Source organism: Streptomyces sp. NBC_01217, from assembly GCF_035994185.1.
Classification (GTDB): domain Bacteria; phylum Actinomycetota; class Actinomycetes; order Streptomycetales; family Streptomycetaceae; genus Streptomyces.
Window position 1 is genome coordinate 1,963,422 of record NZ_CP108538.1, and the last position, 21,533, is coordinate 1,984,954.

Consider the following 21,533-nt stretch of genomic DNA (forward strand, 5'->3'; position numbering starts at 1 on the left):
CGTGCTACTTGTTACGGCCGCGCTTCTCGCGGACCCGCACCGAGATGTGGAGCGGGGTGCCCTCGAAGCCGAACTCCTCGCGCAGCCGGCGCTCGACGAAGCGCCGGTAGCCGTGCTCCAGGAAGCCCGAGGAGAACAGCACGAAGCGCGGCGGCTTGGTGCCCGCCTGGGTGCCGAAGAGGATGCGGGGCTGCTTGCCGCCGCGGACGGGGTGCGGGTGGGAGGCGACGATCTCACCGAGGAAGGCGTTCAGCCGGCCGGTGGGGACGCGGGTCTCCCAGCCGGCGAGGGCGGTCTCGATCGCCGGGACCAGCTTCTCCATGTGCCGGCCGGTGACGGCCGAGACATTGACCCGCGGGGCCCACGCGATCTGAGCGAGTTCCGTCTCGATCTCGCGCTCCAGGTAGTAGCGGCGCTCCTCGTCGAGGGTGTCCCACTTGTTGTACGCGATCACCAGGGCGCGCCCGGCCTCCACGGCCATGGTGATGATGCGCTGGTCCTGGACGCTGATGGACTCGCTGGCGTCGATCAGGACGACGGCGACCTCGGCCTTCTCCACGGCGGCGGCGGTTCGCAGCGAGGCGTAGTAGTCCGCGCCCTCCTGGAGGTGGACCCGGCGCCGGATACCGGCCGTGTCGATGAACTTCCAGGTGATGCCGCCGAGCTCGATCAGCTCGTCGACCGGGTCACGGGTGGTGCCCGCGAGCTCGTTGACGACGACGCGGTCCTCGTTCGCCACCTTGTTCAGCAGCGAGGACTTGCCGACGTTGGGGCGGCCGATGAGCGCGATCCGGCGCGGTCCGCCGAGCGCGGTGCCGAAGCGCTGCGCCGGGGCCTCGGGAAGGGCTTCGAGTACGGCGTCGAGCAGGTCGCCGGTGCCGCGGCCGTGCAGGGAGGAGACCGGGTGCGGCTCGCCGAGGCCCAGGGACCAGAGCGCGGTGGCGTCCGCCTCGCCGCTCTGGCCGTCGACCTTGTTGGCGCACAGCACGACGGGCTTGCCGGCCCGGCGCAGCAGCTTGACGACGGCCTCGTCGGTGTCGGTCGCGCCGACGGTCGAGTCGACGACGAAGACGACCGCGTCGGCGGCCTCGATCGCGTACTCGGCCTGGGCGGCGACGGAGGCGTCGATGCCCAGCACGTCCTGCTCCCAGCCGCCGGTGTCGACGACCTTGAAGCGGCGGCCCGCCCACTCGGCCTCGTAGGTGACGCGGTCGCGGGTGACGCCGGGCTTGTCCTCGACGACGGCCTCGCGGCGGCCGATGATCCGGTTCACCAGCGTCGACTTGCCGACGTTGGGGCGGCCGACGACAGCGAGCACGGGAAGCGGTCCGTGACCGGCCTCACCGATAGCGCCCTCGACCTCTTCGGCGTCGAAGCCCTCCTCCGCGGCGAGCTCCATGAACTCCGCGTACTCGGCGTCGCCAAGCGCTCCGTGCTCGTGGTCCGAGCCGTCGGAGTGAATCTGGTCGTTCATGAAGTCCGTTCCTCTTTGCATCATCATCGATGGGCCACGACCACGCGGCCCACTACTCAAGTCTTACCTGGCGCGCGGTGAAACGCATGGCCTCGTCCAGATGGGCGGTCAGCCGCCCCTGAATCCGTACCGTCGCCTCGTCCAGCGCCTTGCGAGTGCGCCGGCCACTTCCGTCGCCCGCGTCGAAGGCGTCGCCGAAGACGACGTCGACCCGGCTGCGCAACGGCGGCAGTGCCGATATCAACCGTCCACGGCGCTCGGTGCTTCCCAGTACGGCCACGGGCACGATCGGCGCCCCGCTGCGTACCGCGAAATACGCGAGCCCGGCGCGCAGGGAGGCGAAGTCGCCCTCGCCCCTGGTGCCCTCGGGAAAGATCCCGAGCACCCCGCCGTTCTCCAGCACGCCCAGGGCGTGGGTGATGGCAGTGCGGTCGGCGGTCGTACGGTCCACCTTCAGCTGACCGATTCCGCGCAGGAACGGGTCGAGCGGGCCGACGAACGCCTCTTTCTTGATCAGGAAGTGGACGGGCCGGGGCGCGGTGCCCATCAGCATCGGACCGTCGATGTTGTGTGAGTGGTTCACCGCGAGTATGACGGGTCCGGAGGCGGGAACCCGCCACGCGCCGAGGACGCGGGGCTTCCACAGCCCATGCATCAGCCCGATGCCGATCCCGCGCCCGACCGCCGCTCCGCGCAGCGTGGGCGTGCCCGGGGCTGCGCTCACTTCGCGGCCCGCTTCTCCTCGACGAGGGTGACGACGCACTCGATGACCTGCTGAAGGGTCAGCTGGGTGGTGTCCACCTCGACGGCGTCGTCCGCCTTGGCCAGCGGGGAGGTCTTGCGGCCGGAGTCGGCCGCGTCCCGCTTGATCAGCGCCTCCTTGGTGGCGGCGAGATCGGAGCCCTTGACCTCCCCGCTGCGGCGGGCGGCACGCGCCTCCGGCGACGCGGTGAGGAAGATCTTCAGGTCGGCGTCGGGCAGCACCGTGGTGCCGATGTCGCGGCCCTCGACGACTATGCCCCGCCCGGCCGCGGCGGCGATGGTGCGCTGCAGCTCGGTGATCCGGGCGCGCACCTCGGGGACCGCGCTGACGGCGCTGACCCTGGAGGTGACCTCCTGGGTACGGATCGGTCCGGAGGCGTCCTCTCCGTCGACGGTGATCGTCGGGGCGGCCGGGTCCGTACCGGAGACGATGACCGGCTTGGCGGCGGCGGTCGCCACCTCCATCGCGTCCTGCACGTCGATGCCGTTGTTCAGCATCCACCAGGTGATCGCCCGGTACTGGGCGCCGGTGTCCAGGTAGCTCAGGCCGAGCTGGGCGGCGACGGCCTTGGACGTGCTCGACTTGCCGGTGCCGGAGGGCCCGTCGATGGCGACGATCACTGCGGCCGGGGCCGTCCGGGCGGCGGCGCTTGCGGTTTCCACGGTGGTGGACACCTTCCTGGTTCACGGGGTGGGCGGGACGAGGGCGCGCGAATCCGCCCCGCACAAGGTTACCGAGTGTCGGAGCGGTCCTCTGCACCCCTGTGGACAACTGCCTCCCGCCCCGTCGCCCCGGGCCTACTGCCGCAGCGACCAGCCCCGCTCGCGCAGCGCCGCGCTCAGCTCGGGCACCGCGCTCGGCTCGACCATCAGCTGGACCAGGCCCGCCTGCTGCCCGGTGGCGTGCTCGATACGGACGTCCTCGACGTTGACCCCGGCCCGGCCGGCGTCGGCGAAGATCCCGGCCAGCTCGCCCGGCCGGTCGCTGATGAGCACCGACACGATCTCGTAGGAGGCGGGGGCCGTCCCGTGCTTGCCCGGCACCCGGACCCGGCCCGCGTTGCCACGGCGCAATACGTCCTCGATGCCCTCGGTGCCTTCGCGGCGCTTGTCGTCGTCACCGGACTGCAGTCCCCGCAGCGCCCGTACCGTCTCGTCCAGGTCGGCGGCGACCCCGGCGAGCACGTCGGCGACCGGGCCGGGGTTGGCGGAGAGGATCTCCACCCACATCCGGGGGTCGGAGGCGGCGATCCGGGTGACGTCCCTGATGCCCTGGCCGCAGAGACGTACGGCGGTCTCGTCGGCCTCCTCCAGCCGGGCGGCGACCATGGACGAGATCAGCTGCGGGGTGTGGGAGACCAGGGCGACGGCCCGGTCGTGGGCGTCGGCGTCCATGACGACCGGGACGGCGCGACAGAGCGCGACCAGTTCCAGGGCGAGGTTGAGGACCTCGGTGTCGGTGTCACGGGTCGGGGTGAGGACCCAGGGGCGGCCCTCGAAGAGGTCCGCGGTGGCGGCGAGGGGGCCCGATCGCTCCTTGCCTGCCATGGGGTGCGTACCGATGTACGACGTGAGGTCGACGCCGAGGGCCTCCAGCTCGCGGCGCGGGCCGCCCTTGACGCTGGCGACGTCGAGGTAGCCGCGGGCCACGCCGTCCCGCATGGCGGCGGCCAGCACCGGGGCCACATGGGCGGGCGGCACGGCAATGATCGCCAGGTCGACGCGGCCCTCGGGTGCCTCGTCCGTACCGGCGCCGAGCGCGGCCGCGGTGCGGACCGATTCGGGGTCGTGGTCGACGAGGTGGACATGGATGCCGCGCCCGGCCAGGGCGAGGGCTGCGGAGGTGCCGACGAGGCCCGTTCCGATGACGAGGGCGGTTCTCACTGGGCGATGTCCTTGCGGAGGGCGGCGGTGGCGCCGAGGTACACGTGCGCGATCTCGGACTTGGGAAGGTACGTCTCGACGTGCGCGAGGATGCGTACCACGCGGGGCATGGCGCCCTGGATGTCCAGCTCCTGGGCGCAGATCAGCGGTACGTCGACGATACCGAGCCCGCGCGCCGCAGCGGCCGGGAAGTCACTGTGCAGATCGGGGGTGGCCGTGAACCAGATGCTGATCAGATCGTCCGCGACGAGGTTGTTGCGCTCCAGGACGGCGGTGAGCAGGGCGCCGACCCGCTCGTCCATGTGCCCGGCCTCGTCCTGATCCAGCTGGACGGCTCCACGGACCGCTCGTACCGCCACGTCGTGCTCCTCGCTCTTTCGTACGTGTCGCGCCTGCTGTCCGCCTGCGTGATCTTTCTGCGGGATCAGCCTAGAGGGACGACGCGGCGCGCGGCCGGGATGCTCTCCCAGTGAGACGGGGCGGAACGCGTCGGCCGGAGGGCCCGCCGTGGTGGCGAGGACCCTCCGGCCGCGCGTGCGCTGCGAAGGAGCGGCTCGTTCCGGACGGTGGGCGGCCCTTGCGGCCGCCGCGGCCTCAGAGCTGCTGTTCCTTGACCAGGTCCTCGATCGAGCGGCCCTCCGGGACCTCTCCCGACGGGGTCAGCTTGTCGACCGCCGTCGGCAGCGACCGGGCGATCTCGTCGGCCGCCTGTTGCGTGGAGACCCCGGCCTCCTGGGCGACCTTCTGCAGGGTCTCGTTCGGCAGCGCCTCGGCGATCTGGGCGCCGCTGACCGCCTGGTTCTCACCGGTGCCGACCCAGGACTGCGCCTGGTCGACGAGGCCGGACTTGGTGAGCATCCCGATCAGCCCTTCGAGTGCGTTGCCACTGCCGCCCGTACCGCTTTGGCCGTTGCCCAGTGCGCCCAGCAGCGCGCCGAGGATGTTCCCGGCGCCGCCGGGGGCGCCGCCCTGGCCGCCACCGCCCAGCAAACTGCCCAGCAGGCTGCCGAGGTCGTTTCCCGCCATGGTTCTGCCTTTCCAGAGGGGATGATTTATCGACAATGTCGATCAGAACCCGGGCTTCTGCCACTTGAGCGGGGCGGCCCGTCGTCAGCCGCCGGCCGTCGGACGGTCCCGGCGGATGTCGGCCGGCAGCGCCGCCCCCGCGACATTCCGGATGTTCGCTGCCCCGCAGCGCGGCCACCACCGTGCCGACAGCCACGATCGGCAGTACCGGCTGCGGCCCCTGCGGGATCCTCCGGTGCAACACGTTTTCGCTCACGTACCCTCGCCGGCATGATCACCCCTGAGGCCGAGGCTCTGGTACGCGACCACACGGTCTACTCCTGTGTGATGGGCTCACGCGCCTTCGGGCTCGCCACGGACGGCAGCGACACCGACCGGCGCGGCGTCTTCCTCGCACCGACTCCGCTGTTCTGGCGGTTCGACAAGCCACCGACGCATGTCGAGGGCCCGGCGCAGGAGCAGTTCTCCTGGGAGCTGGAGCGCTTCTGCGAGCTGGCGCTGCGCGCCAACCCCAATGTGCTGGAGTGCCTGCATTCGCCGCTGGTGGAACACACCGACGCCGTGGGGCGAGAACTCCTCTCCCTGCGCGGGGCGTTCCTTTCCCGGCTGGCCCATCAGACCTTCGTGCGCTACGCGTTGGGCCAGCGCAAGAAGCTGGAGGCGGACGTACGGCAGTACGGGGCGCCGCGCTGGAAGCACGCCATGCATCTGCTGCGGCTGCTGACCAGCGGCCGTGATCTGCTGCGCACGGGCGAGCTCAGGATCGAGGTGGGCCCGGCCCGGGAGGAGCTGCTCGCGGTGAAGCGCGGCGAGGTTTCCTGGCCGGAGGTCGAACGCCGCATGACCCGCCTGGCCGAGGAGAACGACGAGGCTGCGAGGAGCTCCCCGCTCCCGCCCGGGCCGGACCGGTCCCGCGTGGAGGACTTCCTGATCCGCACCCGCCGGGCGTCCGTGTCATGGCCCGAACAGGGGTGAACGGCCCCGCCCCGCCGGCGGGGCACCCCGCGGACGAGTGGACGTTCAAGCCCGTGCGGCGATTGAGGACGACGACACCCACCCCTTCAACCGCGCACGCACCACAAGATCGTGCAGCCCGTCGAGCCCACCGGCCACCTCGGGAAGCCTGGATCCCGCCTGCGCCTCGTCAAGCGCCCCGTGCAGCATCTCGACGTCCCGGGACACCGCTGCGCCGTCCGCATCCTCTGCTCCCTTGTGCTCGGCCTCGGCCTTCGCGGCGATCAGCTCGGGCAGATACGCCGGAGCGGCCACCTCCCCGAGGAGCGTCGGCAGATGCGCCCGCACCTCACCGCTGCGCATCAGGTGGATACCGGTGAGCAGCGCCCGGAACGTGTACAGCAGCGGCTTCAGTTCGCCCGTCTTCTGGAAGAGCCGCCACTGAGTGCCGGCGAACCCCCGGTAGTGGTGCGCGTGATTGCGGGTGAGCACATCGGGCGCCAGATCCACCAGTTCCGCGTGCAACGCACTGGTGTGCACAACGAGCGGAGAGAGCAGCTGCTCCAGCACATAGCCGTTCGGCTTCAGCATCAGCCGGACGAACTTCCGCAGATCATGGGTGACCAGGTCCATCTCGACTCCGTCCCTGTCCCACATCCGCGAGCGCGTCTCCTCGGGCTTGCGCAGCCCGAGGAGTTCGTCCGCAGTCAGGAGATGGACCCCCCGAAGGTCCACATCCGAGTCCCTGGACGGGAATCCGTACAGATGCGCTCCGGAGACCGTGGCGAACACCAGCGGGTCGCGTTCTTCGGCAAGCACCGGGCCGAAGTCCGTGACCGGCAGCCCGGCCTCCCGCAGGTGCGTCGTTTCCGTACTCATGGATCAAGCATCCCAGAGCGCCCCCAGCGACAGCAGATCGCTCCGGTACTCGATCCGCTCCGACCACTCCTTGGGCCAGGCCCCCGCCCCCAGGTGCGCGCCGGCGAACGCGCCGGTCAGGCAGCCGAGCGAGTCCGAGTCGCCCCGGGTGCAGGCGGCGCGGCGCAGGGCGGTGACGGGGTCTTCCGGAAAGAGCAGGAAGCAGTGCAGGGCCGTGGCGAGGGCCTCCTCTGCGATCCAGCCGTCGCCGGTCGTCTCGCAGGGGTCGGCCTCCGGGGACGGGGTGCGCAGGGCGTCCTGGACGCGGGCCAGGACGGTGAGGCATTCGTCCCAGCCCCGCTGGATGTACTGCTCCGGTGAGGAGTCGCCCGCGTACCGCCAGAGGTCGCCGAGCCAGCGCGTGAGGTAGCGGCCGCTGTTCTCGTACGCGTAACTGCGCAGCTGCCCGATCAGGCCCATCGGCTCCGTGCCCTGCGCCAGCAGGTACACCGCGCGGGCCGTCAGGTCGGAGGCGGCGAGCGCGGTGGGGTGGCCGTGGGTGAGGGCCGCCTGCAACTGGGCTGCGCCGGAGCGCTGTTCGTCGCTCAGCCCGGGCACGAGTCCGATCGGTGCGACCCGCATGTTGGCGCCGCAGCCCTTGGACCCGGTCTGGCTGGCCTCCTGCCAGAGCCGGTCGCTGTCGAGCAGACGGCAGGCGGTCATACAGGTGCGGCCGGGGGCGCGGTTGTTGTCGGGCGAGTGGTACCAGTCGACGAACTCCTCGCGCACCGGGCGGACCAGCCGCAGCGGGGTGAGCAGTCCGCGGTCCATGGCGGTGCGGATGCCCCGCCCCAGGGCCAGCGTCATCTGGGTGTCGTCGGTGACGACGGCCGGTTTCGGCAGCCGCATCTGGCGCCAGGGCCCGCACTTGGCGAGGATCGAGGGCACGTTGTTGAACTCGGTCGGGAAGCCCAGTGCATCGCCGAGCGCGAGCCCGGTCAGTGCGCCGGTGGCGGCCTGTTTGGTGATGGTCCTGGTCACGATCACGTGGTTCTTCCTTCCGGTCTCAGAAGTGGAGGATGCAGGGCGGTGGCGGCACCCGCCCGGTAGAGCGCGGCCGGTTTGCCCCGTCCGCCGGTGCGGCGCGGCGATCCCTCAACGGCCTGGACGAAGCCGGGCGTGGTGAGGACCTTGCGCCGGAAGTTCGGCCGGTCCAGCTCGACGCCCCAGACCGTCTCGTACACCTGCTGGAGTTCCCCCAGCGTGAATTCGGGCGGGCAGAAGGCCGTGGCCAGGCAGCTGTATTCGAGTTTGGCGCCGATCCGGTCGTGCGCGTCGGCGAGGATGCGGTCGTGGTCGAAGGCGAGCGGCCCGGGGGCTGCGGCGTCCCACCACCGGGCGCTGACCGCGTCGCCGCCGCCGCGGGGTTCGGGCAGGTCGGGTACGAGTGCGGCGTAGGCGACGGAGACGACCCGCATCCTCGGGTCGCGGTCCGGCGCGCTGTAGGTGCGCAGCTGTTCCAGATGGAGGGCGCCGACGGTGCCCTCGGTCAGCCCGGTCTCCTCTGCGAGCTCCCGGCGGGCGGCGTCCTCGGCGGACTCGCGGGGCAGGACGAAGCCGCCGGGCAGCGCCCAGCGGCCCTTGTACGGGTCCTCGCCCCGTTCGACGAGCAGGACGTGCAGCCGGGTGTCGCGGACCGTGAAGACGGCGAGGTCGACGGTGACCGCGAAGGGTTCGAAGGCGTACGGGTCGTAGCCCGCGGGGACACCGGCGCTCATCGGTCCTCCGGGAGGGGGGCTGCGAAGTTCCAGCCGTCGGCGAGCAGGGTGTCGACGGCGGCGACCGCGGTCTCAAGACGTTCCTGGTGGGTTCCGGTGAGTTCGATGAACCCCCTTCCCGTACGGGTGAGTTCGGCCCGGAAGCGGTCGGTCATCCAGGGCCGAAGCTCCTCGCCGTCGCGCAGCCCGTCGTCCTCGAAGGCGACGCCCTCGTGGTCGGTGAGCAGCCACAGATGGTGGGCGACCCGGTCGGCGGTCTCCTCGACGAGCGGGTTGCGGCCGCCCATGTACCGCTCGTGCCAGACGGTGGTGGCGAAGGAGTCGGTGTCGCAGAAGAGCACCGGCGACCCGGCGCGCGCGGCCGCCTCCTCCTGGGCGTTCTGGGCCGCGGCGATGAGCGGGAAGTCGTCGGTGGTGAAGGCGACGTCCTCCCACTGGGCCCCGGGCCACCGGGCGCGCAGCCCGGTCAGTTTCCGTTCGCTGAACTCCCGCCCGTACTCGGCGACGTAGCGGGTCTGCGCCCAGACGCCGCCGCGCCGCCGGTAGTGGTCGGTGAGGGCGCGGGCCATCGTCGTGGTGCCGGTGGATTCCGCGCCGAGAACGACGATCCGGCGGGTGAGCGCGGCCCGTACGGGTGGTTCGAGGAAGTCCCAGCAGCCCACGGGGTCCTTGCGGACGGCGGTGCCGGAGACCGGGAAGACCGTGCGGTCGGGGTCGACGCAGACGGATTCGGCGCCGAACCGGCGGGCCAGTTCGTCCCCGTACGACTCCGATGTGAAGACGGCGTCCACCGGTCCGGGCACGGCCCCGGTGAAGACGGCCATGTGCGCGTCCCAGATCGCCGGGTCGTGCAGGTCCATGCGGATGTCGTCGACAGCGCCCACGACCGTTGCCTCCGGGTGCACCTCCCGCATCCAGGCCACCCGGTGGGCGAGCGGTACGGACTCGACGGAGGCGGCACAGACCAGGACGGTCAGCCGCTCGCAGCGGTCCTGCGCGGTGCGGACGAGGTGGTGGTGACCGGCGTGCGGCGGATAGAACTTGCCGAGGACGAGCCCGTGCGCGAAGCGCTTCATGCGGCCACCTCCACGGGCCGGTGCCGCTGCACGGCGAGATCGCGCTGCCAGTTGCGCAGACCGATCAGGCACAGCGTCAGGAAGCCTACGTACAGCAGGGAGGTCAGATAGAGCTCCTTGTATGCGTACAGCGGGATGTACACCACGTCGGCGGCTATCCAGAGCCACCACGACTCGACGAGCTTGCGGCACTGCCCGTACGTCGCCGCCAGGGACAGCGCGGTCGTCAGGGCGTCCAAGAAGGGCACGGTCGAGTCGGTGGCGCGGTCGAGCAGGACGGTGAGGGCGAGGGTCCCCACCGCCCCTGCCGCGAGCAGCCCGGCCCATTCGGTGCGCGTGGTGCGCCGCACCGGAAGGCCCGGCAGCCCCGGTCCACCCCCGTGGGTCCAGGTCCACCAGCCGTACGCGGCAAGGGCGATGAAGACGATCTGGAGGCCGGCGTCGGCGTACAGACCGGACTGGGCGAACAGCAGGATGAAGAAGAGGTTGTTGGCGATGCCGATCGGCCAGTTGGCGAGATGCTGGCGGGCCACGAGCCAGACGCACAGCGCTCCGCTGCCGAAGCCGAGCACCTCGGTCCAGCTGACCGGGGTGTCAAGGACCGTCACCAGGGGCTGCTGCAGGGGATCGAGGACATCCGCGAGACTCACTCCCGCCTCCTTAATAGTCACTCTGACTATAAAGGCGGAACGGGCACAGCAAAAGGCCCGCGGCCGATTCCTGTTCGAAAATCGAAAACAGGAACCGGCCGCGGGCCGTGGAGCGGACGGAGCCGGACGCCCCTACAGACCGACCTCGCGCATCAGCATGCCCACCTCGGTGTTGGTGAGGCGGCGCAGCCAGCCGGACTTCTGGTCGCCCAGCGGGATCGGCCCGAAGGACGTCCGTACGAGCCGCTCGACCGGGAAGCCGGCCTCGGCCAGCATCCGGCGGACGATGTGCTTGCGGCCCTCGTGGAGGGTCACCTCGACCAGGTAGTTCTTGCCGGTGTTCTCGACGACCCGGAAGTGGTCGGCGCGGGCGTACCCGTCCTCCAGCTGGATGCCGTCCTTGAGCCGCTTGCCCAGGTCGCGCGGGAGCGGCCCCTGGATGGCGGCCAGGTAGGTCTTCTTCACCCCGTACTTGGGGTGGGTCAGACGGTGGGCCAGCTCACCGTGGTTGGTGAGCATGATGATGCCCTCGGTCTCCGTGTCCAGCCGGCCGACGTGGAAGAGCCGCGTCTCACGGTTGGTGACGTAGTCGCCGAGGCACTGGCGGCCGTCCGGGTCCTCCATGGAGGAGACGACACCGGCGGGCTTGTTCAGCGCGAAGAAGAGGTACGACTGGGCGGCGACGGTCAGGCCGTCGACCTTGATCTCGTCCTTGTGCACATCGACGCGCATGCCCTGCTCGACGACGATCTCGCCGTTGACCTCGACACGGGCCTGCTCGATCAGCTCCTCGCACGCCCGGCGCGAGCCCATGCCGGCCCGGGCGAGGACCTTCTGCAGCCGCTCGCCCTCCTGCTCGGCGCCCGGGTGGGTCTTGGGCGTCCTGATCTCGGGCTTGTTCGCGTACCTGTCCCGGTTGCGCTGCTCGATCTTGGCGTCGAGCTCACGCGGACGGGACGGGGCGCCCTGGCGGCGCGGGCCGCCGCTCCTGCCGCTGCCGGCCTGCGCGGGCTTGGGTCCACCCTTGGCGCCGCCGCGGGCCGCCGCGCCGCGGCCCTTGCGGGGGCCCTCGCCGCTCTTCTCACCGGCCCCGGTGCCGCCCACGTCGTAGCGGCGCTCCTCGGGGCGGGGCCGGCGGGGACGCTTGTCCTGCCTGTCGTCGCGCCCGGCGCCGGCCTCCCGGGGATTCCGGTTGCCGCCGCTCTTGCCGCTGCCGCTTCCGCTGTTCCTGCCACTGCTTCGCATCAAAATTCCGTCTTGTCGTCTGCGTGAGTATCCGGGGTGTCCGGTGCGTCCGGATCGAACGACGGCACACCCTCTAGCGTCTCAGCCTCGATCGCGTCCGCCTCGGGAAGGAAGGGCGCGAGCTCCGGGAGCTCATCCAGGCCACGCAGGCCCATCCGCTCCAGAAAGTAATTCGTCGTCCTGTACAGGATCGCACCTGTTTCGGGTTCCGCGCCCGCTTCCTCGACGAGGCCCCTCTGCAGCAGGGTCCGCATGACCCCGTCACAGTTCACCCCGCGGACCGCGGAGACCCTCGACCGGCTGACCGGCTGGCGGTACGCGACCACCGCCAGGGTCTCCAGGGCCGCCTGTGTGAGCCGGGCCTGCTGACCGTCCAGGACGAAGCCCTCGACGGCCGCCGCGTACTCCGGGCGCGTGTAGAAGCGCCAGCCGCCCGCGACCAGCCTCAGATCGAAACCGCGGCGCTGCACGGTGTACTCGTCGGCCAGCTCGCGCAGCGCGTCCGCGACGGCTCTGCGGGGCCGCTCCAGCACCTTGGCGAGGTGCTCCTCGGTGGCGGGCTCGTCGACGACCATGAGGACGGCCTCCAGGGCGGGCTTGAGATCAAGATCCGCGACGGTGGAGCCGGTGGTGTCCTGCTGACTCATGCCTTCACATCCTCCTGGACGTCCTGCGCCTCGGTGTCGAACTCGTCGGTCACGACGGGCTCGGCCCCCTCTCCCCCGGCCCAGCGCACCATGAGCTCCCCGAGCGCCTCGTCCTGGTCGAGCGCGACGGCCTTCTCCCGGTACAGCTCCAGCAGCGCGAGGAACCTGGCGACGACGGTGAGGGTGTCCTGGGCGTCCTCGGTGAGCACCCGGAAACTGATCTCGCCCGCCTCCCGCAGCCGCGCCACCACGATCTCGGCCTGTTCCCGCACGCTGACCAGCGGTGCGTGGATGTGGTCGATGTACACCTGCGGCCTGGGCTTCGGCTGCATCGCCTTCACGGCCAGCCTGGCGAAGCCCTCGGCCCCGATGCTGATGACGACCTCGGGCAGCAGCTCGGCATGGTGCGGCTCCAGCCCCACGGTCCGCGGGAAGCGCCGCCCCTCCGACTCCAGCCGCTCGCTGAAGATCTCCGCGATGCGTTTGTACGCGCGGTACTGCAGGAGCCGGGCGAAGAGCAGGTCCCGCGCTTCGAGCAGCGCCAGGTCCGCCTCGTCCTCCACCTCGGCGGCGGGCAACAGCCGGGCGGCCTTCAGATCGAGCAGGGTCGCGGCGACGACGAGGAACTCGGTGGTCTGGTCAAGGTCCCAGTCCGGCCCCATGGCGTGGATGTGCGCCATGAACTCGTCGGTGACCTTGGACAGTGCGACTTCGGTCACATCCAGCTTGTGCTTGGAGATGAGCTGCAGAAGCAGGTCGAACGGTCCCTCGAAGTTGGCCAGCCGGACAGTGAACCGCCCGTCGCCGGCGGCCGGCCCGGGGGACGGCCCGGGCGGTGTCTCTGCGACGGGCTCGGGGGGCGCCACGGGTACGTCGGGGGCGGCAGGCCCAAGAGGTGTTACGGGTACGTCGGCTTCCGCGCCCCCCACCGGGCCCGGCGCAGGCCGACCGCCCGGGCCGCGGCCCAAGGGGCGGCGAGGGGTACGGGTGGGCTCGTCGGTCGTCGGCATGAGGGTCCAGGGGCAAGCGGGATACGGGCGGCGGGCAGTGGCCCGCGCGGAAGGGACCGGACCACTCGGCCGGCGTCGGCACTGCGGGCAGGCTACCGGCGCCCCACCGGTCAGCGGCCGCGCAGCCGCCGTACGAGGATGCTCGCGTCGCCCCGCGACTCCAGGTCCGCGAGCACCACCGCGACCGCCTCGCGGACGATCCGCCCGCGGTCGACCGCGAGCCCGTGCTCCCCGCGGAGCACCAGTCGGGCGTGTTCGAGGTCCATCAGTTCCTCGGCCGAGACATAGACGGTGATCTTCTCGTCGTGGCGCTCCCGGCCGCTGGGCCGCCGGTTCGCCCCGCGCCCGCCTCCGCGCCTGCCCTGCTGCTGCACGGCGGGGGCCGGAGCCGCCTCCTGCGCGGACGAGGACGACTGCGCGGACGGCGAGGACTGCTGGGATCTGCGTCCCTGCTGTCCCGCCACCGCGATCCGGTCGCCGTCGCGGCTGCGTGATTCCCCCGCGTCGGCGTCCGCCGCGGAGTGTTCCTCGCCCCGCGAAGGGGTCGCGCCGTCGGCGGTCTCCGCCGCGCCCGGACCGTCCGCCGTGGGATCGCTCTCACCGGCCGGACCGGGCACCCGGGCCTCGCCGTTCGCCTTGCGCCGCCGGTCCGCGGGGGACGAGGCCTGCAGCCCCATCCCCCCGGTGGTGCGGAACAGTTCGTCGGCCCCGGGCAGACTCACTCGGCGTGACACCGGGCGAGCACCTCCCTGGCGAGCTGGCGATAGGCGGCGGCACCGACCGAGTTGGAGGCGTACGTGGTGATGGGCTCACCGGCGACCGTGGTCTCCGGGAAGCGCACGGTGCGCCCGATGACCGTGTGGTAGACGTGATCGTCGAACGCCTCGACGACACGCGCGAGGACCTCGCGGCTGTGCACCGTACGGGAGTCGTACATCGTGGCGAGGATGCCGTCGAGCTCCAGATCCGGGTTGAGCCGTTCCTGGACCTTCTCGATGGTCTCGGTGAGCAGCGCCACACCTCGCAGCGCGAAGAACTCGCACTCGAGCGGCACTATCACCTTGTGGGCCGCCGTCAGGGCGTTCACCGTGAGCAGGCCCAGCGAGGGCTGACAGTCGATCACGATGTAGTCGTAGTCGGCCATCAGCGGCTTCAGGGCGCGCTGCAGCGTGGACTCCCGGGCCACCTCGCTGACCAGCTGCACCTCGGCAGCCGACAGGTCGATGTTGCTGGGCAGCAGGTCCATGTTCGGGACCGCGGTCTTCAGCAGGACCTCGTCGGCCGACATGCCCCGCTCCATGAGCAGGTTGTAGACCGTGAGGTCGAGCTCCATCGGGTTGACGCCGAGCCCGACCGACAGGGCTCCCTGCGGGTCGAAGTCGACGAGCAGGACACGCCGCCCGTACTCCGCGAGCGCGGCACCCAGGTTGATGGTCGACGTGGTCTTGCCGACGCCGCCCTTCTGGTTGCACATCGCGATGATCTTCGCGGGACCGTGATCGGTCAGCGGGCCCGGGATCGGGAAGTAGGGCAGGGGCCGACCGGTCGGGCCGATCCGCTCGCGGCGCTGGCGGGCAGCGTCGGGCGCGAGGGTGGCCGCGTACTCCGGATCGGGCTCGTACTCGGCGTCGGGGTCGTAGAAGTGCCCCTGGGGCACCTCGTCGAAGTCGGCGAAGTGGGCGGTCTCTCGGCCACTCTCGTTGCCGGCCATGGCGTTCACGTGTAGGCCGTCCATCATCTGGGGGGCTGTCGTCATGTGCTGGTGGGTGGCGAAGGTGCGGACAGCGACGGAGCCGACAGCCTCCAGCCCGTTCGGGCCCTGGCCCCGTGCAGGCATCCCTGGTTGAACACCCCCGGGAGTAAATGTCGACTCATTCACAAGTCGTCTTACCTCCTTGGACGTGACCAGGAAACTTATCGATAGGTCAGCGTGGCACCATGCCGACGATTGGCGACTCTATGGCGTGTCACCGGTCCGCAGCAACACAATCCGCCGGACCCGGCCCGATGTGTCGGCAATCGAACACCTCCCTGTCAAGGGCACGCAGCCACCGGGGCGCACTTTTCACGGGTGCACGAATCGGTTAAAGGGTTACGTTCGAGACGAGTTGGAGGGGGGCCTCACCGGGGCCCGGAATGCGTCCGGCCGGACCTCGCTGAGCAAGGTCCGGCCGGACGCATGAGGTTGACGGAAGAGGTTGACCGTCAGCCGAGAAGCGAGCTCAGCTCGACGTGGTCCAGGCCGTGGGCCTCGGCGACCTCGCGGTAAACGACCTGCCCGTCATGGGTGTTGAGGCCCTTGGCGAGCGCGGCGTCGCGGCGCAGCGCCTCGACCCAGCCGCGGTTGGCGAGCTCCACGATGTACGGCAGCGTGGCGTTGGTGAGGGCGTACGTGGAGGTGTTCGGGACCGCGCCCGGCATGTTGGCGACGCAGTAGAAGACCGAGTCGTGGACCGTGAAGGTCGGCTCGGCGTGCGTCGTCGGGTGCGAGTCCTCGAAGCAGCCGCCCTGATCGATCGCAATGTCGACAAGTACACTTCCGGGCTTCATCTTGGCGACGAGCTCGTTGGTGACCAGCTTCGGAGCCTTCGCGCCCGGGATGAGCACGGCACCGATGACGAGGTCGGCCTCGACGACGGCCTTCTCCAGTTCGAAGGCGTTGGAGACGACCGTCTGCACCTTGGTACCGAAGATCTTGTCGGCCTCGCGCAGCTTGTTGATGTCCCTGTCGAGCAGCGTGACGTGGAAGCCGAGGCCGACGGCGATCTGCGTGGCGTTCCAGCCGGAGACGCCACCGCCGATGACGACGGCCTTGCCGGCCGCCGTGCCCGGGACGCCGCCCGGCAGCACGCCGCGGCCGCCGACCGAGCGCATCAGGTGGTACGCGCCGACCTGCGGGGCCAGCCGGCCCGCGACCTCGGACATCGGGGCGAGCAGCGGCAGCGCGCGGTTCGCGGTCTCGACCGTCTCGTACGCGATGGCCGTGGTGCCGGACTCCAGCAGCGCGTCCGTGCACTCGCGGGAGGCGGCGAGGTGCAGATAGGTGAAGAGCGTCTGGTCCTTGCGCAGGCGGTGGTACTCCTCGGCGACCGGCTCCTTGACCTTGAGCAGCAGGTCGGCGGTGGCCCAGACCTCGTCGGCGGTGGGCAGGATCTGCGCCCCGGCGGCGATGTACTCCTCGTCCGTGATGGAGGAGCCGGCCCCGGCGTTCTCCTCGACGACGACCTGGTGGCCGTGGCGCACGAGCTCGTTCACACCGGCGGGCGTGATCGCCACGCGGAACTCGTTGTTCTTGACTTCGCGGGGGATGCCGACCTTCACGTCGATCACGGTCCTTGGCTCAGAGGGTTATCCGAGGCATAGCTACACATACCCGGATAGACACAGCGTAAATGGAGACACCGCGAACACACGCGGCAGAGCCAGTCTAATGAAGGGCTTCGCGCTGTCCAGCCTTACAAAGCATTAATTTTCAGTCACTGCACTACGGATTTCGTAGGCCGCACCCTCCTTGCCCAGCAATCTGTCGGCCAGACCCCGGTGCAGCCGGGCCGCAGCCGAGTCGCCGAGCCGGTCGAGCGTGTCGGCCAGCCGCAGCTCCAGCGCCGCCTGCAGCCGCGCGTCCCCGGCCTGCCTGGCCCAGTGAACGGCCTCCTGGCAGGTGTGCAGCGACTCGTGCGGGCGGCCCGCGTACTCCTGCACCCGGGCCGCCTCGCTCAGCGCCCGCGCCTGGGCCGGCACATCGCCGAGCCTGCGGTACCCGGCCGCGGCGGCCCGCCAGTTCCGCAGCGCCTCTCCGTACCGCCCGGCATAGGTGTGTACGGCGCCGAGCCGCCCGTACAGCCGCGCCTCGTCGGCCCGCTCGCCCTGGGTGAGCCGCTGCGCCAGCGCCCGGCCGTACCAGTCGGAGGCCCGCTGGAAGTCCCCCAGCTCGGCATAGGCGCCACCTACGGATTCCATCGCGCGCCCGGTGGCGTACGGATCCTTCGCGTCCCGTCCGGCGTCCAGCGCGGCCCGGTAGCGGGTCAGCGCCTCCCTCGTGCGCCCGGTCCTGGCATCGAGGTCGGCGAGGTTCAGCAGCGCGGCGGCCCGCTCGCGCGGCAGCTCGCGCCGCTCGGCGACGGCCAGCACCAGGCCGTGCAGTCCGTACAGCTCGGGCGCGGCCGCCTCGGTGCCCTGGTGCACCGCCAGCGCCCGCACCAGCGCGGCCACCAAACGCCTTGCCAGAGTGTCGAGTTCGCCGTCCTCGACGGCGATCCTGGCCGAGGCCAGCAGGGCGGGTCTGCGGATCCGCAGCCATTCGGCGGCCGCGTCGGGGCCGGGGAAGCGCAGCGAGCGCGGCAGCCCGGCGAGCTTGCCGCGGGCCGCGGAACCCTCCGGGTCGGTGACCGCCCGGCACGACTGCAGCAGCCGTACGGTCCGCTCCAGCATCCGGGCCCTGGCGAGCTGGATCTCCGCCGGCCGGTCCCTGCTCTCCAGCAGCGCCCGCAGCAGCGGGGCGAGGCAGCCCGGCACCTCGTACTGCGGCTGATCCGCGCCATTGGTGCGCAGCAGCCCCAGGGCCACGAAGTCTTCGAGGTTCTCCTGCGCGGCGGAGACGGAGCAGCCGGCCAGCGCGGAGGCGGTGTGGGCGTCGACGAGCCCGGCGGGTGCGAGGGCGAGCAGCCGCAGTATCCGGGCGGCGGTCTGCGGCAGGGAGTCGTGGACCAGCCGGAAGGCGCGGGCCAGCGGACGGGCGCCGGTGGACTGCTCGGTGTCGTCCGGCAGCTCGCGCAGCTGCTTGGTGACGTCGGCGACGGAGGCCATGGGGTGGGCGGCGAGCCAGCCGCCGACCATGACCAGGGCTGCGGGCAGTCCGGCGCACTCCTCGGCGAGGGTCTCGGCGGTCCGCGGGTCGACGGTGATCCTGACCTGGCCGATGAGGCGGGCGAGCAGCCGGACCGCGGAGGCGGAGTCCAGGCCGCCGATGGTGCAGGGACGGACGCCGGGGATGCCGGTGAGCGGGCCCCCGGAGGTGGCGACGACCAGGCAGTCGGGGTCGTCCGGCAGCAGCGGGTCGACCTGTTCCGCGTCCACGGCGTCGTCCAGGAGCAGCAGGGCGCGGCGCCCGGCGAGCGCCTCGCGGACCATCTCGGAGAGTTCGTCCCCGTCCGCGCCGGGCGGCCCGGTCACACCCAGCTGGTCGAGCAGCTCCCGGGCGGTGCGCTCGGTGGGGACGGGTACGCCGCCGGGTTCGGTGAGCCGGGCCCGGAGCAGGCCGTCGGGGTGGTCACCGCTGGAGAGCAGTCGGCGGGTGAGTTCGGCGGCGAGTGCGGTGCGTCCGGAGCCCGGGCGTCCGGCGATCAGCAGGACCCGGGCGCGGGCGGCCTTACGGCCGGCCAGGGTGTCCAGTCCGGCCCGCTCGATGTCGGCCCGCAGCGCTTTCAACTCGCGTTCGCGGCCGAAGAATTGGGGCGGGGCGGTGCCGGACGGCTCCTCGGTTCCCGCCGCTTTGGCCGGACCGCTGGTGTCCACCGCCTGATCCGTCACGGGCCACGCTCCACTTTCACTGCACGCGTTGCCCGCCGGGACTCCGGTCAGGGCATTGTGAGCGTAGTTCAGGCGTGTGGGCGATTTCCGTGGAGCGCGGCGTGGAGGTCCCCCGATCGGATCAGCATCTTTTCCGATCGGAGGACATCTTTACGAACCGTCAGCCCTCGAACCCGGCAGAACCGCCGAACCGTCAGACCTCGAACGGGCGGGCCGGCCACGGCGCCTCGGCCGGACGCAGCGACTCGATCCCGTCACCGGCGAGCACCGTCGTGAGCGAAAGGACGCCCACCACCAGGCAGTTGTTGTGCAGGTCCCCGGCGAGCACCCCCCGTACCAGCTCCTGGAGCGGCACCCGGGCCAGCTCCATGTCGGCCTCCTCCTCGGAGACCTCGAAGCGCTCCCCGTCGGCCTCGGAGAGGTTCCGGGCCAGGAAGATCCGTACGGCCTCGTCGCACCCGCCGGGCGTGGTGTAGACGTCGGTCAGCACCCGCCAGTCCTCGGCCTTGACGTACGCCTCCTCGTAGAGCTCGCGCTGGGCCGCGTGCAGCGGGTTCTCACCGGGGATGTCGAGCAGCCCGGCCGGGATCTCCCAGAGCTTGTGGCGCACCGGGTGGCGGTACTGCCGCAGCACGACGACCCGGTCCTCCTCGTCGAGCGCGAGCACGGCGACCGAGCCCGGGTGGACCTGGTAGTCGCGGCGTACGACCTTGCCGTCGGGCATCACCACTTCATCGGTGCGGACGCTGGTCTTGTTGCCGGTGAAGGGCGTCTCGGTCGCGGTGACCTGCCACTCCTCGGGCGTGTCCTGGAAACCCATCTACGTCCTCCCACAAAAAAACAGAAACCGGGGCACGCATCCTCAGTGGATGCGTACCCCGGTCAACGTTAATGCCTGTGTACCGCCGGACTACTTGCCCGACGTGGTGGTCTGCTTGCCACCGGCCTTCGCACCCGTCTTGCGCTCGACGGCCGCCTTCACCAGGCCCGCGAAGAGCGGGTGCGGGCGGGTCGGGCGGGAGCGGAGCTCCGGGTGCGCCTGGGTGGCGACCAGGTAGGGGTGGATCTCGCGCGGGTACTCGACGTACTCGACGAGCTTGTTGTCCGGGGAGGTGCCGGAGAAGACCAGACCGGCCTTCTTCTCCAGCTCGGCGCGGTAGGCGTTGTTGACCTCGTAGCGGTGGCGGTGGCGCTCCTCCACGTACGGCTGGTCGTCGTACGCCTCGCGGACCAGCGAGCCCTCGGCGAGCTTCGCGGGGTACAGGCCGAGCCGCATGGTGCCGCCCAGGTCGCCCGCGCCCTCGACGTACGCGAGCTGTTCCTCCATCGTCGAGATGACGGGGTGCGAGGTGGCGGCGTCGAACTCGGTGGAGTTGGCGTCGGGGATCTCGGCGAGGTTGCGCGCCGCCTCGATCACGATGCACTGCAGGCCGAGGCAGAGGCCGAGCAGCGGCACCTTGTTCTCACGGGCGTACTGGATGGCGCCGATCTTGCCGTTGACACCGCGGTCGCCGAAGCCGCCGGGGACGCAGATCGCGTCGACGTCGGAGAGCTGCCTGGCGGCACCGGCCGGGGTCTTGCAGTCGTCGGAGGCGACCCACTTGACCTTGACGCGGGCCTTGTTCGCGAAGCCGCCGGCCCGGATGGCCTCGGTGACCGAGAGATAGGCGTCGGGCAGGTCGATGTACTTGCCGACGAGCGCGACGGTGACCTCGTGGTCGGGGTTGTGGACGCGGTCAAGCAGGTCGTCCCACGTGGTCCAGTCGACGTCGCGGAACGGCAGGTCGAGCTTGCGCACGACGTACGCGTCCAGGCCCTCGGTGTGCAGCACCTTCGGGATGTCGTAGATCGACTTGGCGTCCACGCAGGCCACCACGGCGGTCTCGTCGACGTCGCACATCAGCGAGATCTTGCGCTTGATGGCGGTCGGTACGTCGCGGTCGGCGCGCAGCACGATCGCGTCGGGCTGGATACCGATGTTGCGCAGCGCTGCGACGGAGTGCTGGGTCGGCTTGGTCTTGAGTTCGCCGGACGGGCCGATGTAGGGCAGCAGCGAGATGTGCACGACGAAGACGTTGTCCCGGCCGACCTCGTGGCGGACCTGGCGGACGGTCTCCAGGAACGGCAGCGACTCGATGTCGCCGACCGTGCCGCCGACCTCGGTGATGACGACGTCGACATCGTCGGTGGCCATGCGGCGGATGCGGTGCTTGATCTCGTTGGTGATGTGCGGGATGACCTGCACGGTGTCGCCGAGGTACTCGCCGCGCCGCTCCTTGGCGATCACCTGGGAGTAGACCTGGCCGGTGGTGACGTTGGCGGAGCCGTCGAGGTCGACGTCGAGGAAGCGCTCGTAGTGGCCGATGTCCAGGTCGGTCTCGGCGCCGTCGTTGGTGACGAACACCTCACCGTGCTGGAAGGGGTTCATCGTGCCCGGGTCGACGTTCAGATACGGGTCGAGCTTCTGCATGGTGACCCGGAGGCCGCGCGCCTTGAGCAGGGCACCGAGGCTGGAGGCAGTCAGACCCTTGCCGAGGGATGAGGCGACACCCCCGGTGACGAAGATGTGCTTGGTCGTCGTGGATGTGGGCTGCATAGCCAAAGGGGGCTCCCGTGGTCGCGATCGTGAGGTGCGTACCG

21 protein-coding genes are annotated in these 21,533 nt (G+C 70.9%); 1 reads left to right on the top strand and 20 read right to left on the bottom strand.

What is annotated here, in order from left to right; all coding sequences use genetic code 11:
• Positions 1 to 4: 4 nt before the first annotated feature.
• From der to OG507_RS08525, 6 genes are all read right to left on the bottom strand, one after another.
• Complete coding sequence (gene der, locus OG507_RS08500) at positions 5 to 1,474, bottom strand: ribosome biogenesis GTPase Der (RefSeq protein ID WP_327366536.1); 1,470 nt, start codon at positions 1,472 to 1,474, stop codon at positions 5 to 7.
• A 52-nt stretch (positions 1,475 to 1,526) separates the two neighbouring features.
• A complete protein-coding gene (locus OG507_RS08505) occupies positions 1,527 to 2,198 on the bottom strand; it encodes a lysophospholipid acyltransferase family protein (RefSeq protein ID WP_327366537.1) in 672 nt (223 codons plus the stop codon).
• Positions 2,195 to 2,911: a (d)CMP kinase gene (gene cmk, locus OG507_RS08510; protein ID WP_327366538.1), complete on the bottom strand. Its 717-nt coding sequence runs from the start codon at positions 2,909 to 2,911 to the stop codon at positions 2,195 to 2,197. The genes OG507_RS08505 and cmk overlap by 4 nt, the downstream gene beginning before the upstream one ends.
• A gap of 123 nt (positions 2,912 to 3,034) precedes the next feature.
• Positions 3,035 to 4,120, bottom strand: coding sequence for a prephenate dehydrogenase (locus OG507_RS08515; protein WP_327366539.1), 1,086 nt, complete (start codon positions 4,118 to 4,120; stop codon positions 3,035 to 3,037).
• Positions 4,117 to 4,479 carry a chorismate mutase gene (gene aroH / locus OG507_RS08520; protein ID WP_327366540.1) on the bottom strand — a complete coding sequence of 121 codons (363 nt, stop codon included), beginning with the start codon at positions 4,477 to 4,479 and terminating at the stop codon, positions 4,117 to 4,119. The genes OG507_RS08515 and aroH overlap by 4 nt, the downstream gene beginning before the upstream one ends.
• A 235-nt stretch (positions 4,480 to 4,714) precedes the next feature.
• Positions 4,715 to 5,146, bottom strand: a complete 432-nt coding sequence (locus tag OG507_RS08525) for a YidB family protein (protein ID WP_327366541.1) — start codon at positions 5,144 to 5,146, stop codon at positions 4,715 to 4,717.
• A 270-nt stretch (positions 5,147 to 5,416) separates the two neighbouring features.
• Between OG507_RS08525 and OG507_RS08530 the strand changes: the two genes are divergently transcribed.
• A complete protein-coding gene (locus tag OG507_RS08530) occupies positions 5,417 to 6,121 on the top strand; it encodes a nucleotidyltransferase domain-containing protein (RefSeq protein ID WP_327366542.1) in 705 nt (234 codons plus the stop codon).
• 45 nt (positions 6,122 to 6,166) lie between these two features.
• Here OG507_RS08530 and OG507_RS08535 read toward each other — a convergent pair whose 3' ends face one another.
• From OG507_RS08535 to OG507_RS08600, 14 genes are all read right to left on the bottom strand, one after another.
• Positions 6,167 to 6,979 (bottom strand): nucleotidyltransferase domain-containing protein, encoded by an 813-nt coding sequence (locus OG507_RS08535; RefSeq protein ID WP_327366543.1) that lies wholly within the window; start codon positions 6,977 to 6,979, stop codon positions 6,167 to 6,169.
• Positions 6,980 to 6,982: 3 nt separating this feature from the next.
• Positions 6,983 to 8,005, bottom strand: coding sequence for an ADP-ribosylglycohydrolase family protein (locus tag OG507_RS08540; protein WP_327366544.1), 1,023 nt, complete (start codon positions 8,003 to 8,005; stop codon positions 6,983 to 6,985).
• Complete coding sequence (locus tag OG507_RS08545) at positions 8,002 to 8,736, bottom strand: NUDIX hydrolase (RefSeq protein WP_327366545.1); 735 nt, start codon at positions 8,734 to 8,736, stop codon at positions 8,002 to 8,004. The genes OG507_RS08540 and OG507_RS08545 overlap by 4 nt, the downstream gene beginning before the upstream one ends.
• The gene (locus tag OG507_RS08550) at positions 8,733 to 9,812 is read right to left on the bottom strand and encodes an AAA family ATPase (RefSeq protein WP_327366546.1); all 1,080 of its coding nucleotides are present in this window, start codon (positions 9,810 to 9,812) and stop codon (positions 8,733 to 8,735) included. Before OG507_RS08550 ends, OG507_RS08545 begins: the two co-directional genes overlap by 4 nt.
• The gene (gene pnuC, locus OG507_RS08555; RefSeq protein ID WP_327366547.1) at positions 9,809 to 10,462 is read right to left on the bottom strand and encodes a nicotinamide riboside transporter PnuC; all 654 of its coding nucleotides are present in this window, start codon (positions 10,460 to 10,462) and stop codon (positions 9,809 to 9,811) included. The genes OG507_RS08550 and pnuC overlap by 4 nt, the downstream gene beginning before the upstream one ends.
• A 132-nt stretch (positions 10,463 to 10,594) precedes the next feature.
• Positions 10,595 to 11,707 (bottom strand): pseudouridine synthase, encoded by a 1,113-nt coding sequence (locus OG507_RS08560; protein WP_327366548.1) that lies wholly within the window; start codon positions 11,705 to 11,707, stop codon positions 10,595 to 10,597.
• Positions 11,707 to 12,354 carry an SMC-Scp complex subunit ScpB gene (gene scpB, locus OG507_RS08565; RefSeq protein WP_093893771.1) on the bottom strand — a complete coding sequence of 216 codons (648 nt, stop codon included), beginning with the start codon at positions 12,352 to 12,354 and terminating at the stop codon, positions 11,707 to 11,709. Before scpB ends, OG507_RS08560 begins: the two co-directional genes overlap by 1 nt.
• Positions 12,351 to 13,364 (bottom strand): segregation and condensation protein A, encoded by a 1,014-nt coding sequence (locus tag OG507_RS08570; protein ID WP_327366549.1) that lies wholly within the window; start codon positions 13,362 to 13,364, stop codon positions 12,351 to 12,353. Before OG507_RS08570 ends, scpB begins: the two co-directional genes overlap by 4 nt.
• A 110-nt stretch (positions 13,365 to 13,474) precedes the next feature.
• On the bottom strand, positions 13,475 to 14,086 hold the full coding sequence (locus OG507_RS08575; RefSeq protein ID WP_327371904.1) for a hypothetical protein: 612 nt from the start codon (positions 14,084 to 14,086) through the stop codon (positions 13,475 to 13,477).
• Complete coding sequence (locus OG507_RS08580; RefSeq protein ID WP_327366550.1) at positions 14,083 to 15,201, bottom strand: ParA family protein; 1,119 nt, start codon at positions 15,199 to 15,201, stop codon at positions 14,083 to 14,085. The genes OG507_RS08575 and OG507_RS08580 overlap by 4 nt, the downstream gene beginning before the upstream one ends.
• A gap of 368 nt (positions 15,202 to 15,569) precedes the next feature.
• Positions 15,570 to 16,685 (bottom strand): alanine dehydrogenase, encoded by a 1,116-nt coding sequence (gene ald / locus OG507_RS08585; RefSeq protein WP_327371905.1) that lies wholly within the window; start codon positions 16,683 to 16,685, stop codon positions 15,570 to 15,572.
• Between the two features lie 144 nt (positions 16,686 to 16,829).
• A complete protein-coding gene (locus tag OG507_RS08590; RefSeq protein WP_327366551.1) occupies positions 16,830 to 18,893 on the bottom strand; it encodes a tetratricopeptide repeat protein in 2,064 nt (687 codons plus the stop codon).
• Between the two features lie 193 nt (positions 18,894 to 19,086).
• Positions 19,087 to 19,713: an NUDIX hydrolase gene (locus OG507_RS08595; protein ID WP_327366552.1), complete on the bottom strand. Its 627-nt coding sequence runs from the start codon at positions 19,711 to 19,713 to the stop codon at positions 19,087 to 19,089.
• Between the two features lie 90 nt (positions 19,714 to 19,803).
• On the bottom strand, positions 19,804 to 21,489 hold the full coding sequence (locus tag OG507_RS08600) for a CTP synthase (RefSeq protein WP_327366553.1): 1,686 nt from the start codon (positions 21,487 to 21,489) through the stop codon (positions 19,804 to 19,806).
• Positions 21,490 to 21,533: the final 44 nt, after the last annotated feature.